This window comes from Novosphingobium profundi (assembly GCF_020524485.1).
Lineage (GTDB): Bacteria > Pseudomonadota > Alphaproteobacteria > Sphingomonadales > Sphingomonadaceae > Novosphingobium > Novosphingobium profundi_A.
Genome location: NZ_JAIVLF010000004.1, coordinates 114,027 through 127,574 on the forward strand (window position 1 = coordinate 114,027; position 13,548 = coordinate 127,574).

Consider the following 13,548-nt stretch of genomic DNA (forward strand, 5'->3'; position numbering starts at 1 on the left):
ACACCGCACGGATCGCCTCCCTGGCTTGAGGCAAGGCGGCTTGTGCAGCTCGGTGACGTTCAATCGTCGAAGCGGGATATAGGTGCGGTTTTTCTTGGAACAAGACCATTGCGATGGCATTAGCGCAATCCACGCCATCAGAGCTTCCCGCGAGGACCGGTTTCGCATGTTCACCCACAAAAACGCCGCCTTTTCCGCCCTGTCGCTGGGCCTTCTCGCACTTGCGGGATGCCAGCAATCGGCAGAGCCCGACGCGCAAGGCTCCGCCTCTGCACCCGCCGAGGCTCTTGGACCTGACGCCAAGCCCGGCACCAGCGCCAAGGCGGGTCGGATGATCCTGCCCGTCGTCGCGGATCGTCCCGCAGCGGTCTATTTCACGTTCACCAACGCAAGCGATGCGCCTGTCGAACTAGCCGCCATCCATATCGCCGGGGCCGACAGCGCCGAGATGCACAAGACCGAAGGTGGTCAGATGCGCGCGGTCGAGCGCGTGGCGGTTGATGCAGGCAAGAGCGTCGCGTTTGCACCGGGCGGCCTGCACGTCATGGCCTTCGATCTCGACGACAGCCTCAAGAGTGGCGGTACGACCGAAATGACGATTACATTCGAGGGCGGCGACAAGCTTTCCATGCCGCTGGCCATCGAGAAGATGGGCGCAGGCATGCACGCCGATGCGAGCATGGATCACGGCGCGATGGACCATGAGGCCATGGACGGGATGGAGCACTGAGCCCACCCCCGGCCCCGACGTGCCCTGCGGGCGGGGCGCGCGCGCTGACCCGCGGAGAAATCGCGCTTGCCCGGAGCATCTTCGGCGAGGCGATTTCCTATGATGAGGTGCGGATCAAGCGCACCAAATGGTTTCCGCTGCAGCCCCGCGCAACGGTCATGGCGCCGTGCGGGCATATCCACTTCCATCCGGCCTGCGATATCTACCGCGATGATTTCGCCTGCGGAGACCTCAGTCTGGAAGGCCTGTTCATCCACGAGATGACCCATGTCTGGCAGGCGCAAACGCGGGGGCGTCTGTTCCTGCCGACGCGGCGCCACCCCTTCTGCCGCTATCACTATGCCTTGAAGCCAGGCTGGACGCTCGAACGCTATGGCCTCGAGCAGCAGGCCGAGATCGTACGGCATGCGTTCCTGCTTCAACGCGGCGTGGTGCTGGCCGGGGCTCCGCCTCTCGCCTCCTACCGAGCGATCCTGCCGTTCGGCCCGGGCTGATACGATAAAGGGCGCGGTGACCACCTTGTCACCACGCCCCTTTCATCCCCCTGCCGAAATAGGGTCGATCAGCAATCGTCGTCCCAGTAGCGGTCGCCCGAACGGTCACGGCGATAGCAGCCACGGTCCTTGTCGACCTGCGAGCCTGCCGCTGCGCCCGCGGCCGCACCAATGGCTGCGCCCGTGCCGACATCGCCGCCCGCAAGAGCGCCAATGCCCGCGCCGACGGCACCACCTGCTGCGGCGCCCTCGCCGGTGTAATTGCTGGCGCAGCCCGCCATCGTGAATGCGCCCGCTGCCATTACCGGCAAAATGAGCTTGCTGTACGCCCGCATACTGAGATCTCCTTGAAATTGCCTGTTTCCATTTTCAACGAGACCTATCCGCAAGAGTTCCTGACTTTTTCTCCCCGGCCCCCGCCGCCCGCAAACAGCAAAGGCGCAAACGAGCCTGTGCCCATCTGCGCCTTTGCGTGTTTCGAGCCGCCGAAACGGCCTGCGAGGATGCTCTCGATCAGTCCGGCTTCTTGGCCACGGCCACCATGGCCGGACGCAGGAGACGGTCCTTGATCATGTACCCGGCCTGGAGTTCCTGCACGACCGTGCCCGGCTCGGCATCGGCCGAGGGAACCTCGATCATCGCCTGGTGCTGGTTGGGATCGAGCGGGAGGCCCATCGCCGCAATGCGGGTGATGCCGTGGTTGGTGAACACCTTGTCGATCTCGCGGTTGGTGGCCTCGATACCGGTGACGATGTTCTTCATCTTCTCGTCCTCGCGCTGGTCGGCGGGAATGGCCGAAAGCGCACGGGCGAGGTTGTCGGAGACCGAAAGGATCTCACGCGCGAAGCTGGTGGCGGAGTAGTTGCGGGCGTCCGCGATGTCCTTCTCCAGACGGCGACGCACGTTCTGCGTCTCGGCACGCGCATAGAGCGCTTCCTGCTTGGCCGTCTCCAGCTCTTCACGCAATCTGGCAAGTTCGTCTTCCACGCCGTCACCGTCCGCTTCGCTGTTGTCGAGCATCTCTTCGGGCACGCCGTCCAGTTCCTTGGCCACTTCCTGGTCAACCGGCGGCTGAGTCTTGTCGTCAGTCATGTCTTCTATGGTTCCAGCTATCCGATAAGCTTGCCCAGACTTCGGGCAGTGAAGTCCACCATGGGGACGACCCGCGCGTAATTCAACCGCGTCGGACCGATAACCCCCACCACGCCGACCACCTTGCCATCGCGATCACGATAGGGCGAGGCGATCACCGAGGACCCGGAAAGCGCGAAGAGGCGATTTTCCGAGCCGATGAAGATGCGGGTCGAGCGCGCTTCACGCGCACTCTCCAGCAGTTCGGCAACCGACTGCTTGTTTTCAAGGTCATCGAGCAGCGAGCGGACACGCTCCAGGTCCGAAAGCGTGCTTTCATCGAGCAGGTTCGCCTGCCCGCGCACGATCAGGACCGGGCGCTCCAGCGCGTCCTCGCTCCACACCGCAATGCCGCGTTCGACCAGTTCGCGGCTCGCCGCATCCAGTTCCGCTTTGCCCGAGGTGATCTCGGCCTGCATCAGCCGGGTCGCCTCTCCGAAGGTGCGGCCCTTGAGATGTGCGCTGATGAAGTTGGAGGCCTGCTCCAGGCTTCCCTGTGTCAGGTCGTCGGGAAGGTCCACCACGCGGTTCTCGACCGCACCATCGTCCCCCACGACGACCGCCAGCGCCCGCCCCGGCGCCAGCGGCACAAGCTGGAGATGGCTGAGGCGCGGCTCGCGGCGCGGAACCATCACCAGACCTGCACTCGAGGTCAGGTTGGAAAGGAGCGAGCTTGTCGCCTCCAGTGCCGCCTCGATGGGGCCGGGCGCGGAAAGCCCGCGCTCGATCGCCTGGCGCTCCTCGATGCTGGGCTCGGCCATCTGCATGATGCCATCGACGAAGAGACGCAAGCCCGCCTCGGTCGGCAGGCGTCCCGCACTGGTATGCGGCGCGGCCAGCAGCCCCAGCGATTCAAGGTCCGCGAGGACCGACCGGATCGAGGCGGGCGAGAGGTTGACGCCCCCTGCCCCGGCCAGGGCCTTGGAGCCGACCGGGGTTCCGGTGTCGAGATAGCCCTCCACGACAAGGCGGAAGATTTCGCGGGCGCGGGTGGTCAGTTCGGTGATGGGCGGTGTGGGCATGATGCGTGACAATTTAGGCTCTGCTCTTGCAGCCTCAAGCCCAATGCGCGTAGGGGCGGCTCGAAAATAGAGAAAGGCAAATCCATGCGTCCTTCCGGCCGTGCATCCGACGAGATGCGCACCATCGACATCCAGACCGGTTTCACCAAGCACGCCGAGGGCTCCGTGCTGATTTCGTTCGGCGACACGCGCGTGCTGGTCACCGCCTCGGTCGAGGAAAAGGTCCCACCGTTCCTGCGCGGCAAGGGTGAAGGCTGGGTCACGGGCGAATACTCGATGCTCCCGCGCGCCACGCACACCCGTGGCAGCCGCGAAGCCGCCAAGGGCAAGCAGTCGGGCCGCACGCAGGAAATCCAGCGCCTGATCGGCCGCTCCTTGCGCGCTGTCGTCGACATGAAGAAGCTGGGCGAGCGCCAGATCGTCCTCGACTGCGACGTGCTGCAGGCCGATGGCGGAACCCGCACCGCCTCGATCTCGGGTGCCTGGGTGGCGCTGCGCCTCGCCGTCGACAAGCTGATGGAAGAGGGCAAGATCAAGGAAGATCCCATCAAGGGCCGCGTCGCCGCGATTTCCTGCGGCATCTGCGAGGGCACCCCGGTGCTGGACCTCGACTACATCGAGGACAGCTCGGCTGATGCCGATGCCAACTTCGTCCTGATCGAAGGCGGCAAGATCGCCGAAGTCCAGGCCACCGCCGAGGGCGCGACATACGACGAGGAAGGCCTCCTGCGCCTGCTGCGCCTCGCCAAGATCGGTTGCGACCAGATCTTCGCCGCGCAGGCCAAGGCTGTCGGCAAGTAAGCTAAAGACACGAGGAGGGATCCCATGACCCGCAAGCTCCAGGGCGGAAAGCTCGTCATTGCCACGCACAATGCGGGCAAGCTGAAGGAAATCGGCGCCCTCCTCGCCCCCTATGGCCTTGAATGCGTCTCGGCGGGCCAGCTTGGCCTGCCCGAGCCGGAAGAGACCGGCACGACCTTTGCCCAGAACGCTCTCATCAAGGCGCACGCGGCGGCCAAGGCCGCGCAGCTGCCCGCACTTTCGGATGACAGCGGCCTCTCGGTCGCCGCGCTCGATGGCCGTCCCGGCGTCTATACCGCCGACTGGGCCGAGCGGCAGTGGTTTGAAGGCGAACCGGGCCGCGACTGGTTCATGGCGATGGGCAAGGTCGAGGGTCTGCTCGCCGAAAAGGGCCCCGATGCCGACCGCTCCTGCTGGTTCTCCTGCACGCTGGCGATTGCCTGGCCCGATGGCGAGGAAGTGGTCTACGAGGGCCGGGTCAATGGCACCTTTTCCTGGCCTCCGCGCGGCCGCGTCGGCTTCGGCTATGACCCGGTGTTCGTGCCCGAGGGCAAGACCATGACCTTCGCCGAGATGGAACCCGCCGACAAGCAGGCGATGAGCCACCGCGCCGATGCCTTCGCCAAGCTGGTCGCGGAGCAGTTCGGCAGCTAAGCTGGGCCGATCATGGCGCGCGCACTCTACATCCACTGGCCGTTCTGCCTCGCAAAGTGCCCCTATTGCGACTTCAACAGCCATGTCCGCGACCGCGTGGACAATGGCGCAATGGAGGCCGCGATGCTGGCCGACATGCGCCATGAACATGCCCTTGCCGGGAGCGAGCCGCTCCATTCGATCTTCTTTGGCGGCGGCACGCCCTCGCTGATGCCCCCTGCCCTAGTCGAGCGGCTGCTGCGCGAGGCGCAGGACCTGTGGGGCTTTGCACCGGGCATCGAGATCACGCTGGAAGGCAACCCCTCCTCGATCGAGGCAGCGAATTACGCCGCGCTCGCGAGTTGCGGGATCAACCGGGTGTCGCTCGGCCTCCAGGCCCTCGACAACGAGACCTTGCGCTTCCTGGGGCGCCTGCACGATGTTTCGGAGGGTCTGAAGGCGCTCGAAGTCGCGCAGGCCCAGTTCGCGCGGGTGAGTTTCGACCTCATCTACGCACGCCCCGGCCAGACACTGGAGCAGTGGGACGCCGAACTGGAGCGTGCGCTTGGCTTTGGCACCGGACACCTCTCGCTCTACCAGCTCACCATCGAGCCGGGCACGAAGTTCGAGACGATGGTCCGCAAGGGCGATTTCACGCCGCTGGACGAAGACGCCTGCGCCGACATGTTCGCCCTCACGCGGGAGCGTACGGCAGCGGCAGGCCTTCCCGCTTACGAGATCAGCAACCACGCCCGCCCGGGCGAGGAAAGCCGCCACAACCTCACCTATTGGCGGTATGAGGATTATTGCGGGATCGGCCCCGGCGCGCACGGCCGGCGCGCGAACGCCGCGACGGTCCGCCATCGCAAGCCGGAAAACTGGCTCAACGCCTTTGCAAGCGCGGACCATGGCATCGTCGAGGAACGCGCACTTGCGGTGCCCGAACAGACCTCCGAAGCCATGCTCATGGGCCTGCGCCTGCGCGAAGGGATCGACCTTGCCCATCTCGCCCAGCGTTTCGGCCTTCCGGCCAGCGCCTTGTGCCATGCCGACAAGGCCACGTTCTACGAACGGCAGGGGCTCGTGTGGCAGGACGGCAGCCGGATGGGCGTGACAGAGGCGGGCATGCCGCTCCTCGACGGGCTCCTCGCCGAGATCGTTCCCGAAGACCTGGTGGCGGTGTGACCCGCGCCGACGTGCTTGAGGCCTGGGGAAACCACCTCGCCCAGGCCCGTCGCCGCAGCGCCCACACGACCCGCGCCTATCTTGCGACTGCCGCGCGGCTGCTCGACTTCCTGGGCAAGGACATCGCCGCGAGCGTGACCTGGGCCGAGCTTGCCCGGTGCACCAGCGAGGACCTGCGCCGTCATCTTGCCGCGCGCCGCGCCGGGGGCATCGGCAACGCCTCGGCCGCGCGCGAGCTTTCCGCGCTCAAGGCTTTCCTGACTTTCGCGCGCCAGCAGACAGGTGACGCCATGGCTGCCCCGCCCCGGGTACGCGGCCCGCGCGTGAAGAAAGGTATCCCCCGCCCGGTCACGCCCGACGAGGCCGTGAACCTTGCCAGCATGGCGGACGAACTGGCCACAGACGACTGGATCGGCGCGCGCGACCGCGCGGTCCTGGTCCTGCTCTATGGTTCGGGCCTGCGCATCTCCGAGGCGCTTTCGCTGACGGGCAAGGTGATGCCGCTCGGCGACCGCCTTGTCGTGCTGGGCAAGGGCAGCAAGGAGCGGGTCGTGCCCATCCTTCCCATCGTGCGCGCAGCCATCGAGGACTATCTTGCCAAATGTCCCTGGCCGATTTCAGCCGACACCGCGCTGTTTCGCGGCGCCAAGGGCGGAGCGCTTTCGCAGGGCATGGTGCAAAAGGCGATGGCGCGGGCGCGCACGGTCCTGGGTCTACCGCAGACGGCCACGCCCCACGCCCTGCGCCACAGCTTTGCGACGCATCTGCTGGGCGCCGGTGCGGACCTTCGCTCGCTGCAGGAATTGCTGGGTCACGCCTCGTTGGGGTCGACGCAGATCTACACGCAGGTCGATGCCGCGACCCTGCTCGACGTATACCGCAACGCCCACCCGCGTGAGAGCGAGAGCTAGGAGCGCCCTCGCCGCCAGGTCACGATCCGCCAGACGTACCACACCAGCGCCACTGCGATCAGCGCGAGCGCGCTCCCGCTCAGCCAGTCCTCGGCGTGCTGGAGAGTGCGGCCAAGCCAGGCTCCCCCGATGATGAGGACCACGTTCCAGGCTCCGGTACCAATGGCGGTAAAAGCCAGGAAGCGCACATGGCCCATATGCGCAAGGCCCGCCGGGATCGAGACAACGGTGCGGAACATGGGCAGGAGCCGCAGTCCAAGTACGACCCAGTGCCCATGCCGCTTGAGGAAGCGGCTCGAGCGCTCGATATCGTTCCAGTCCAGCGTCAGCCAGCGGCCCCAGCGGTCGATGAAGGGGTGGAGCCGCTCATAACCCATGCGGTGCGCGCCCAGAAAGAGGACGTAGTTGCCGAGCGTTGCCCCTGCCGTCGCCCAGCAGAGCAGCGGCAGAAAGCTCATGTCTTCGCGCGCGACCGCCAGGCCGCCAAGCCCCATGATCAGCTCGGAAGGGATGGGTGGGAAGATATTCTCCAGCGCCATCAACACGAAGACGCCGAAATAGCCACCCTCGCGGATGACGTCGTAGATGAGGTCGCTCACGAAGCGGTCTCCGTCCTGCCCCTCCCCCGAGAAGCGGGTTTACATCGCCGCGTGGCGGGCCTCGATGGCATCCCAGATCCTGGCGCCGGTATCGGTGCCGTTGAACTTGTCGATAGCCACGATGCCCGTGGGCGATGTCACATTGATCTCGGTGAGCCATTTGCCCCCGATCACGTCGATACCCACAAAAACGAGGCCGCGCGCCTTGAGTTCCGGCCCCATCGCCGCGCAGATCTCTTCTTCGGTCGAACTGAGCGTACAGGCTTCAGCGGAACCGCCGACGGCCAGGTTGGAGCGGAACTCGCCCTCGCCCGGCTTGCGGTTGATCGCACCCGCCACCTCGCCATCGACGAGCACGATGCGCTTGTCACCCTCGGCAACGCCGGGAAGGAAAGGCTGGACCATGAACGGCTCAACCCAGGCGTTCTGGAACATCTCGACCAGTGCGCCAAGGTTGCTGCCGTCTTCAGGCACGCGGAAGATCGCCTTGCCGCCATTGCCGTGGAGCGGCTTGACGACGAGGTCGCCGGGAAGGCCCTTGTCGACCATCTGAGCCTGGAAGCGCTTCACGTCCTCGATACGGCGCGCGATGAAGGTCGGCGGCATGAAGCGCGCATAGTCGAGGACGAAGACCTTCTCGGGCGCGTTGCGCACCGAAGCCGGATCATTGACGACGAGGGTCTGGCCCTCGAGCCGTTCGAGAAGGTGCGTGGCCGTGATGTAGCCAAGGTCAAAGGGCGGATCCTGGCGCATGAGCACCACGTCGATGTCCTTGACGAGGTCGATCAGGCGGTACTCGCCGCGCACGTAGTGGGCCCCCTCCACGGGCTGAACGGTAATCGGCGCCCCCCAGCAGGTGAGCTTTCCGGCCGCACCTTCATTGGTGTCGTAGGCGAGCGTGCGCACGTCGTAGTGGAAGAGCTCATGCCCGCGCGCCTGCGCGCTCAACATCAGTGCGAACGAGGAATCGCCCGCGATGTTGACGCTTTCGATCGGGTCCATCTGTACGGCAATGCGCAAGGTCATATTATCGAGTCCTGAGGGTTCCTACCGGGAGGCCGCTTAAAGCGAATCATGGGGCAACGCGAGTAGTTATCGCTGCGAAGCAACACACTTCTTGGGAGTTTCGGACCACATGAACAAGACCACCCTGACCCTTCTCGCCAGCCTTTTCGCGGTTTCGGGCCTCGCGCCTCTCGCTGTGGCCGCCGAGCCGGATCACCATGAGGAAGGCCACAAGGACGAGGGCCACCACGAGGACGCCGACAAGGGCGACCACCACGAGGACGGTCATCACGAAGGTGAAAAGGGCGAGCATCACGACGAGCCCAAGCCGCACGCCTGACACGAGCCCCCCGCCGGCCCGCGTGACCGGTGCCTTCAGGATCCCGGCATCCAGGCATTCTCGATCACGCGCGGCCAGCATCCCGGCGACAGTAACAGGACATCGATCCGCACGCTGTCGCCGGTTTTTTCATATCGACTTGCCACCAGATTCGCCGCGTCGGCCACGCGCCGTAGCCGCCAGGCGTCAATCGCATGATCGAGATCGGCCCTGTTCCGGCGCCATTTGACCTCGACGAAGCACAAGGTCCGCCCGCGCCGCACCACCAGATCGATTTCACCGCGCCGGGTCTTCACCCGGCGGGCGACCACGCGCCATCCCTTCAGGCGCAGATACCATGCCGCCCAGGCTTCGCCGCGCCGTCCATCGCGTTCCGCCTGTTCGCGGCGGGCGCTCACCGCAGTTCCAGAGCCCGCGCGTAAAGCGTCTTGCGGTCGAGCCCCGTTGCCTTGGCCACTTTGGCTGCGGCCTGCGAGGCCTTCGACACCTCGAGCTCGGAGCGCAGCAGCGCATCGACATCGAGCGCCTCGTCCGGCGCGTCCGAAGGCGGTGCGATCATCAGCACGATCTCGCCCTTGGGCGGATGGGCCGCATAGTGCGCGGCGATATCTTCCGGCAGACCGGTCCGGCATTCCTCGAACTTCTTGGTCAACTCGCGCGCGACCGACACCTCGCGTCCGGGCAGATGTGTCGCAATCGCCGTCAGCGCCGCCTCGAGGCGTGGTGCCGTTTCATAGAAAATGAGTGTCGCGCGCACGGAACGCAGTTCGGCAAGGACATCTTCGCGCGCCTTGGCCTTGTTGGGAAAGAACCCTGCGAACAGAAAACGGTCGTTCGGCAGGCCCGATAGCGTCATCCCGACCACTGCGGCACTCGGTCCCGGCAGGCTGGTGACAGCGATGCCGCGCTCGCGCGCCTCGCGCACGAGGCGATAGCCGGGATCGGAAATGAGCGGAGTTCCTGCATCGCTGACAAGCGCCACGGGGTGCTCGGCCATCAGCGCGAGCAACCGTTCGCGGTCGCCCTCGCCCGCGTGGTCGTCGTAGCGGATGAGCCGGGTCTTGAAGCCCAGGTGGTGCATCAATTTGCCCGTAATGCGCGTATCCTCGCACGCGACCGCCTCCACACCCCGCAGCACGTCGACAGCACGCATCGTGATATCGCCAAGGTTGCCAATCGGGGTTGCCACTATATAGAGGCCGGGATCTAAAGAATGTTCCATCGCGGGACTCATGCCCAAGCACTACGGGAGCGGCAAGCAATGTTCGACATGCGCCTGAAAAGTTTCACCAATCGGCGCAACTTGCTCGCCGCGGCGGCAATGACCCTCGTCGCTGGCTGTACCGTCGTTCCCAAGACCACGGCGCCCGATCTTCCGCCCGAACCCGAGCCGACGCAAAGCACGCTCCCGACCGACACCGCGCACCACCGCGTGGCTCTCCTGGTCCCCACCAGCGGCAACAATGCCGAAGTCGGCCAGTCGATTGCGAACGCAGCCACGATGGCCCTTCTCGACACCAACGCCTCGAACCTGCGCATCACGACCTACGACACCGCGAGCGATCCCTCGGGTGCTACGCGCCGCGCCCTGTCCGATGGCAACCAGCTGATCCTGGGCCCCCTCCTCTCGGACAACATCGTCTCGGTCAACAACGTCGCACGGCCAGCGGGCGTGCCGCTCATCTCGTTCTCGAACGATGAAAAGATGGCCTCGGACAATGTCTTCGTCATGGGCAACCTGCCCGGCCAGTCTGTCACCCGCACTGTCGAGTACGCCCACTCCAAGGGCATCTCGGCCTTCGCCGCGCTGATCCCGCGCGGCGACTATGGCGAGCGCACCAGTTCGGCGCTCATGTCGGCGGTGCGCGCCAACGGCGGCGCCGTCATCGCCATGGAATCCTACGAACGCTCGCCCACCTCGATCCGGGCTGCAGCGGAGCGCATCCAGTCCAAGAAGGGCTATGGCGCGCTCCTCATCGCCGACAGCGGCAGTCTCTCGGCGCAGGCCGCCACAACTTTCAAGTCCGGTGAAGACACCGGTTCGGTCCGCCTTCTGGGCACTGAACTGTGGGGCGGCGAAAAGCGCCTCGCCACGACCCCTGCGCTGCAGGGCGCCTGGTTCGCGACCGTTTCCGACCAGCGCTTCTCGCAGTTTGCCTCCAGCTACAAGAGCCGCTTCGGCGCACAGCCCTATCGCATCGCGACGCTGGGCTACGACGCGGTGCTCCTGACGCTGCGTGTCGCCCGCGACTGGAAGCAGGGTTCGAAGTTCCCCACCGCCAGCCTCGTTTCGGCCGACGGCTTCCTCGGCCTCGACGGACCGTTCCGCTTCAGCAAGGGCGGTGTCGTCGAACGCGCTCTGGAAGTGCGCGAAGTCAGTTCCGGTTCGGTCCGTGTCGTGAGCCCTGCCCCGACCCGCTTCGACAAGTAAACCGGCCGGTTTCGCCGCATTGCGCCACAATGGCGGAAAAAGCGGCGATGGCCGCTTGATTGCGGAACAAAACGGGCCCTATACACCGGGCATGTCCGATAACCTGTTCGAGAACATGCCCGGCGCGGGCAGCGGTGAAACCTACGATGGCTCGGCGATCGAGGTCCTGGAGGGGCTCGAGCCGGTCCGCCGGCGCCCCGGCATGTACATCGGCGGCACCGACGAACGTGCCTTGCATCACCTCGCGGCCGAAGTCCTCGACAACGCGATGGACGAAGCCGTCGCTGGCCACGCCAACCGCATCGAGGTCACTCTCGAAGAGGAACCCGGCACCGCCGGACGGATCACCATCACCGACAACGGGCGCGGTATCCCCGTCGATGAACATCCCAAGTATCCCGGCAAGTCGGCGCTCGAGGTAATCCTTTCGACGCTGCACTCGGGCGGCAAGTTCTCGGGCAAGGCCTACGCCACCTCGGGCGGTCTGCATGGTGTGGGCATCTCGGTCGTCAACGCCCTGTCGACCAAGACCCGGGTGGAGGTCGCGCGCAACAAGGAACTCTACGCGCAAGAGTTTTCCAGGGGCCAGACGCTCGGGCCCATCCAGAAGATCGGCGCGGCGCCCAACCGGCGCGGAACCGCGGTCACCTTCACGCCTGACACCGAGATCTTCGGCGAACTGAAATTCAAGCCCGCGCGCCTCTTCAAGCTGGTGCGCTCCAAGGCGTACCTCTTCGCCGGGGTGGAGATCCGCTGGAAGTGCGCGCCCGCTCTTGCCTCGGAAGACGTGCCCGCCGAAGCCACCTTCCAGTTCCCGGGAGGCCTTGCCGATCACCTGGCCGAACAGATCAAGGGGCGCTCCTGCGTCACCGCCGAGTTCTTCTCCGGTTCACAGGACTTCCCGGAGAACGATACGGGGCAGGAACAGGGCCGCGTCGAATGGGCAATTGCCTGGCCGCTCTATTCCGACGGTGCCTATTCCTGGTACTGCAACACCATCCCCACGCCCGATGGCGGCACCCACGAACAGGGTCTGCGCGCCGCGCTGACCAAGGGAATCCGCGCCTTTGCCGAACTTATCGGCGAAAAGAAGAAGGCCAAGGACATCACGCCTGACGACGTGGTGACCGGGTCGGAGATCATGCTCTCGGTCTTCATTCGCGATCCCCAGTTCCAGAGCCAGACCAAGGACCGCCTCACCAGCACCGAGGCGAGCCGCCTCGTTGAAAACGCCGTGCGCGACCACTTCGACCTGTTCCTCTCGCACAACCTCGACCGCGGCAAGGCGCTGCTCGGCGCCATTCTGGAGCGCGTGGAAGAGCGCCTGCGCCGCAAGGCCGAGCGCGAGGTCAAGCGCAAGACCGCGACCAACGCCAAGAAGGTCCGCTTGCCCGGCAAGCTGACCGACTGTTCGGGCGAAGGCGATGGCGATACGGAACTCTTCATCGTCGAAGGCGACAGCGCCGGTGGCTCGGCCAAGCAAGCGCGCGACCGCAAGACGCAGGCCATCCTGCCCATCCGCGGCAAGATCCTCAACGTCGCTTCAGCGAGTGCTGACAAGATCCGCGCCAATCAGGAAATCGCCGACCTCATGCTGGCCATGGGCTGCGGCGTGCGCAAGGACTGCAACCCGGACAACCTGCGCTATGACCGCATCATCATCATGACCGATGCCGACGTCGATGGCGCGCACATCGCGACACTCCTGATGACGTTCTTCTTCCAGGAGATGCCCGAAATCGTGCGGCGCGGGCACCTCTACCTTGCCCAGCCGCCGCTCTACCGCCTGACCCATGGTTCAAAGTCGGCCTACGCGCGCGACGACGAGCACCGCGCCGAACTCGAATCCACCGTCTTCAAGGGCAAGAAGGTCGAGGTTGGCCGTTTCAAGGGCCTTGGCGAAATGAACCCCCAGCAACTGCGCGAGACGACCATGGCGCCGGCCAGCCGCTCGCTGGTGCGCATCACCCTGCCCGCCGAGTACGAGGACCGTGCCGTGGTCAAGGACCTTGTGGACCGCCTCATGGGCCGCAATCCCGAGCACCGCTTCCAGTTCATCCAGAACCGCGCAGGCGACGTCGATCGCGACCTGATCGACGCCTAATTTCAAGCCTGTCGACGGCAAAGAATAGTCGAACTTCAAGGGATACTCGCGCCTTGCCCGCCTAGTCTGCAAATTTGCCACTCGGGCAAAGGGAAGCGTGCGCAAGAGGAGCTCGACAGTATCGGGAGCCCGAGGGCGTTGGCCCTCGGAAGTCTCCTTCTA

16 protein-coding genes are annotated in these 13,548 nt (G+C 65.4%); 9 read left to right on the top strand and 7 right to left on the bottom strand.

What is annotated here, in order from left to right; translation table 11 throughout:
- Nucleotides 1–166: 166 nt before the first annotated feature.
- Complete coding sequence (locus LC060_RS10850; RefSeq protein ID WP_226635487.1) at nucleotides 167–730, top strand: copper chaperone PCu(A)C; 564 nt, start codon at nucleotides 167–169, stop codon at nucleotides 728–730.
- Between the two features lie 107 nt (nucleotides 731–837).
- Nucleotides 838–1,224, top strand: a complete 387-nt coding sequence (locus tag LC060_RS10855; protein ID WP_319005421.1) for a hypothetical protein — start codon at nucleotides 838–840, stop codon at nucleotides 1,222–1,224.
- A 68-nt stretch (nucleotides 1,225–1,292) separates the two neighbouring features.
- Here the strand turns inward: LC060_RS10855 and LC060_RS10860 are convergent, their stop codons facing one another.
- The 3 genes from LC060_RS10860 to hrcA form a co-directional block, all read right to left on the bottom strand.
- Nucleotides 1,293–1,559, bottom strand: coding sequence for a YMGG-like glycine zipper-containing protein (locus LC060_RS10860; RefSeq protein WP_213501746.1), 267 nt, complete (start codon nucleotides 1,557–1,559; stop codon nucleotides 1,293–1,295).
- Between the two features lie 178 nt (nucleotides 1,560–1,737).
- The gene (grpE, locus tag LC060_RS10865) at nucleotides 1,738–2,316 is read right to left on the bottom strand and encodes a nucleotide exchange factor GrpE (protein ID WP_226635488.1); all 579 of its coding nucleotides are present in this window, start codon (nucleotides 2,314–2,316) and stop codon (nucleotides 1,738–1,740) included.
- A 17-nt stretch (nucleotides 2,317–2,333) separates the two neighbouring features.
- Nucleotides 2,334–3,377 (bottom strand): heat-inducible transcriptional repressor HrcA, encoded by a 1,044-nt coding sequence (gene hrcA, locus LC060_RS10870; protein WP_213501742.1) that lies wholly within the window; start codon nucleotides 3,375–3,377, stop codon nucleotides 2,334–2,336.
- Nucleotides 3,378–3,461: 84 nt separating this feature from the next.
- Between hrcA and rph the strand changes: the two genes are divergently transcribed.
- Genes rph through LC060_RS10890 form a run of 4 tightly spaced genes read left to right on the top strand, consistent with a single transcriptional unit; the run spans nucleotide 3,462 to nucleotide 6,907 of the window.
- Entirely contained in the window at nucleotides 3,462–4,178 is a 717-nt protein-coding gene (gene rph / locus LC060_RS10875; protein ID WP_226635489.1) for a ribonuclease PH, read from the top strand.
- 24 nt (nucleotides 4,179–4,202) lie between these two features.
- The gene (rdgB, locus tag LC060_RS10880; protein ID WP_226635491.1) at nucleotides 4,203–4,832 is read left to right on the top strand and encodes an RdgB/HAM1 family non-canonical purine NTP pyrophosphatase; all 630 of its coding nucleotides are present in this window, start codon (nucleotides 4,203–4,205) and stop codon (nucleotides 4,830–4,832) included.
- A gap of 12 nt (nucleotides 4,833–4,844) precedes the next feature.
- Nucleotides 4,845–5,996, top strand: a complete 1,152-nt coding sequence (gene hemW, locus LC060_RS10885) for a radical SAM family heme chaperone HemW (protein ID WP_226635493.1) — start codon at nucleotides 4,845–4,847, stop codon at nucleotides 5,994–5,996.
- On the top strand, nucleotides 5,993–6,907 hold the full coding sequence (locus LC060_RS10890) for a tyrosine recombinase XerC (protein WP_226635495.1): 915 nt from the start codon (nucleotides 5,993–5,995) through the stop codon (nucleotides 6,905–6,907). The genes hemW and LC060_RS10890 overlap by 4 nt, the downstream gene beginning before the upstream one ends.
- Here LC060_RS10890 and LC060_RS10895 read toward each other — a convergent pair.
- Entirely contained in the window at nucleotides 6,904–7,506 is a 603-nt protein-coding gene (locus LC060_RS10895; RefSeq protein ID WP_039393755.1) for a DedA family protein, read from the bottom strand. The two genes, LC060_RS10890 and LC060_RS10895, sit on opposite strands and share 4 nt — an antisense overlap.
- Before the next feature lie 39 nt (nucleotides 7,507–7,545).
- Entirely contained in the window at nucleotides 7,546–8,532 is a 987-nt protein-coding gene (gshB, locus tag LC060_RS10900) for a glutathione synthase (RefSeq protein WP_226635496.1), read from the bottom strand.
- Between the two features lie 109 nt (nucleotides 8,533–8,641).
- On the opposite strand from gshB, the gene LC060_RS10905 reads away from it, so the two are divergent.
- Nucleotides 8,642–8,851, top strand: coding sequence for a hypothetical protein (locus tag LC060_RS10905; RefSeq protein ID WP_226635498.1), 210 nt, complete (start codon nucleotides 8,642–8,644; stop codon nucleotides 8,849–8,851).
- Between the two features lie 35 nt (nucleotides 8,852–8,886).
- On the opposite strand, the gene LC060_RS10910 is transcribed toward LC060_RS10905, so the two are convergent.
- Both LC060_RS10910 and rsmI read right to left on the bottom strand, forming a co-directional pair.
- Nucleotides 8,887–9,249 (bottom strand): YraN family protein, encoded by a 363-nt coding sequence (locus tag LC060_RS10910; RefSeq protein WP_226635500.1) that lies wholly within the window; start codon nucleotides 9,247–9,249, stop codon nucleotides 8,887–8,889.
- Entirely contained in the window at nucleotides 9,246–10,073 is an 828-nt protein-coding gene (gene rsmI, locus LC060_RS10915; RefSeq protein WP_226635501.1) for a 16S rRNA (cytidine(1402)-2'-O)-methyltransferase, read from the bottom strand. The genes LC060_RS10910 and rsmI overlap by 4 nt, the downstream gene beginning before the upstream one ends.
- Nucleotides 10,074–10,112: 39 nt before the next feature.
- On the opposite strand from rsmI, the gene LC060_RS10920 reads away from it, so the two are divergent.
- Both LC060_RS10920 and parE read left to right on the top strand, forming a co-directional pair.
- Entirely contained in the window at nucleotides 10,113–11,282 is a 1,170-nt protein-coding gene (locus LC060_RS10920) for a penicillin-binding protein activator (RefSeq protein ID WP_226635503.1), read from the top strand.
- A gap of 91 nt (nucleotides 11,283–11,373) precedes the next feature.
- A complete protein-coding gene (gene parE / locus LC060_RS10925) occupies nucleotides 11,374–13,386 on the top strand; it encodes a DNA topoisomerase IV subunit B (RefSeq protein ID WP_226635505.1) in 2,013 nt (670 codons plus the stop codon).
- Nucleotides 13,387–13,548 lie beyond the last annotated feature (162 nt).

What these genes read in the sequence shown, in the direction of transcription:
- LC060_RS10850 (WP_226635487.1), top strand. Translation starts at nt 167, where the DNA reads ATGTTCACCCACAAAAACGCCGCCTTTTCCGCCCTGTCGCTGGGCCTT.
- LC060_RS10860 (WP_213501746.1), bottom strand. Translation starts at nt 1,559, where the DNA reads ATGCGGGCGTACAGCAAGCTCATTTTGCCGGTAATGGCAGCGGGCGCA.
- grpE (WP_226635488.1), bottom strand. Translation starts at nt 2,316, where the DNA reads ATGACTGACGACAAGACTCAGCCGCCGGTTGACCAGGAAGTGGCCAAG.
- hrcA (WP_213501742.1), bottom strand. Translation starts at nt 3,377, where the DNA reads ATGCCCACACCGCCCATCACCGAACTGACCACCCGCGCCCGCGAAATC.
- rph (WP_226635489.1), top strand. Translation starts at nt 3,462, where the DNA reads ATGCGTCCTTCCGGCCGTGCATCCGACGAGATGCGCACCATCGACATC.
- rdgB (WP_226635491.1), top strand. Translation starts at nt 4,203, where the DNA reads ATGACCCGCAAGCTCCAGGGCGGAAAGCTCGTCATTGCCACGCACAAT.
- hemW (WP_226635493.1), top strand. Translation starts at nt 4,845, where the DNA reads ATGGCGCGCGCACTCTACATCCACTGGCCGTTCTGCCTCGCAAAGTGC.
- gshB (WP_226635496.1), bottom strand. Translation starts at nt 8,532, where the DNA reads ATGACCTTGCGCATTGCCGTACAGATGGACCCGATCGAAAGCGTCAAC.
- LC060_RS10905 (WP_226635498.1), top strand. Translation starts at nt 8,642, where the DNA reads ATGAACAAGACCACCCTGACCCTTCTCGCCAGCCTTTTCGCGGTTTCG.
- rsmI (WP_226635501.1), bottom strand. Translation starts at nt 10,073, where the DNA reads ATGGAACATTCTTTAGATCCCGGCCTCTATATAGTGGCAACCCCGATT.
- LC060_RS10920 (WP_226635503.1), top strand. Translation starts at nt 10,113, where the DNA reads ATGTTCGACATGCGCCTGAAAAGTTTCACCAATCGGCGCAACTTGCTC.
- parE (WP_226635505.1), top strand. Translation starts at nt 11,374, where the DNA reads ATGTCCGATAACCTGTTCGAGAACATGCCCGGCGCGGGCAGCGGTGAA.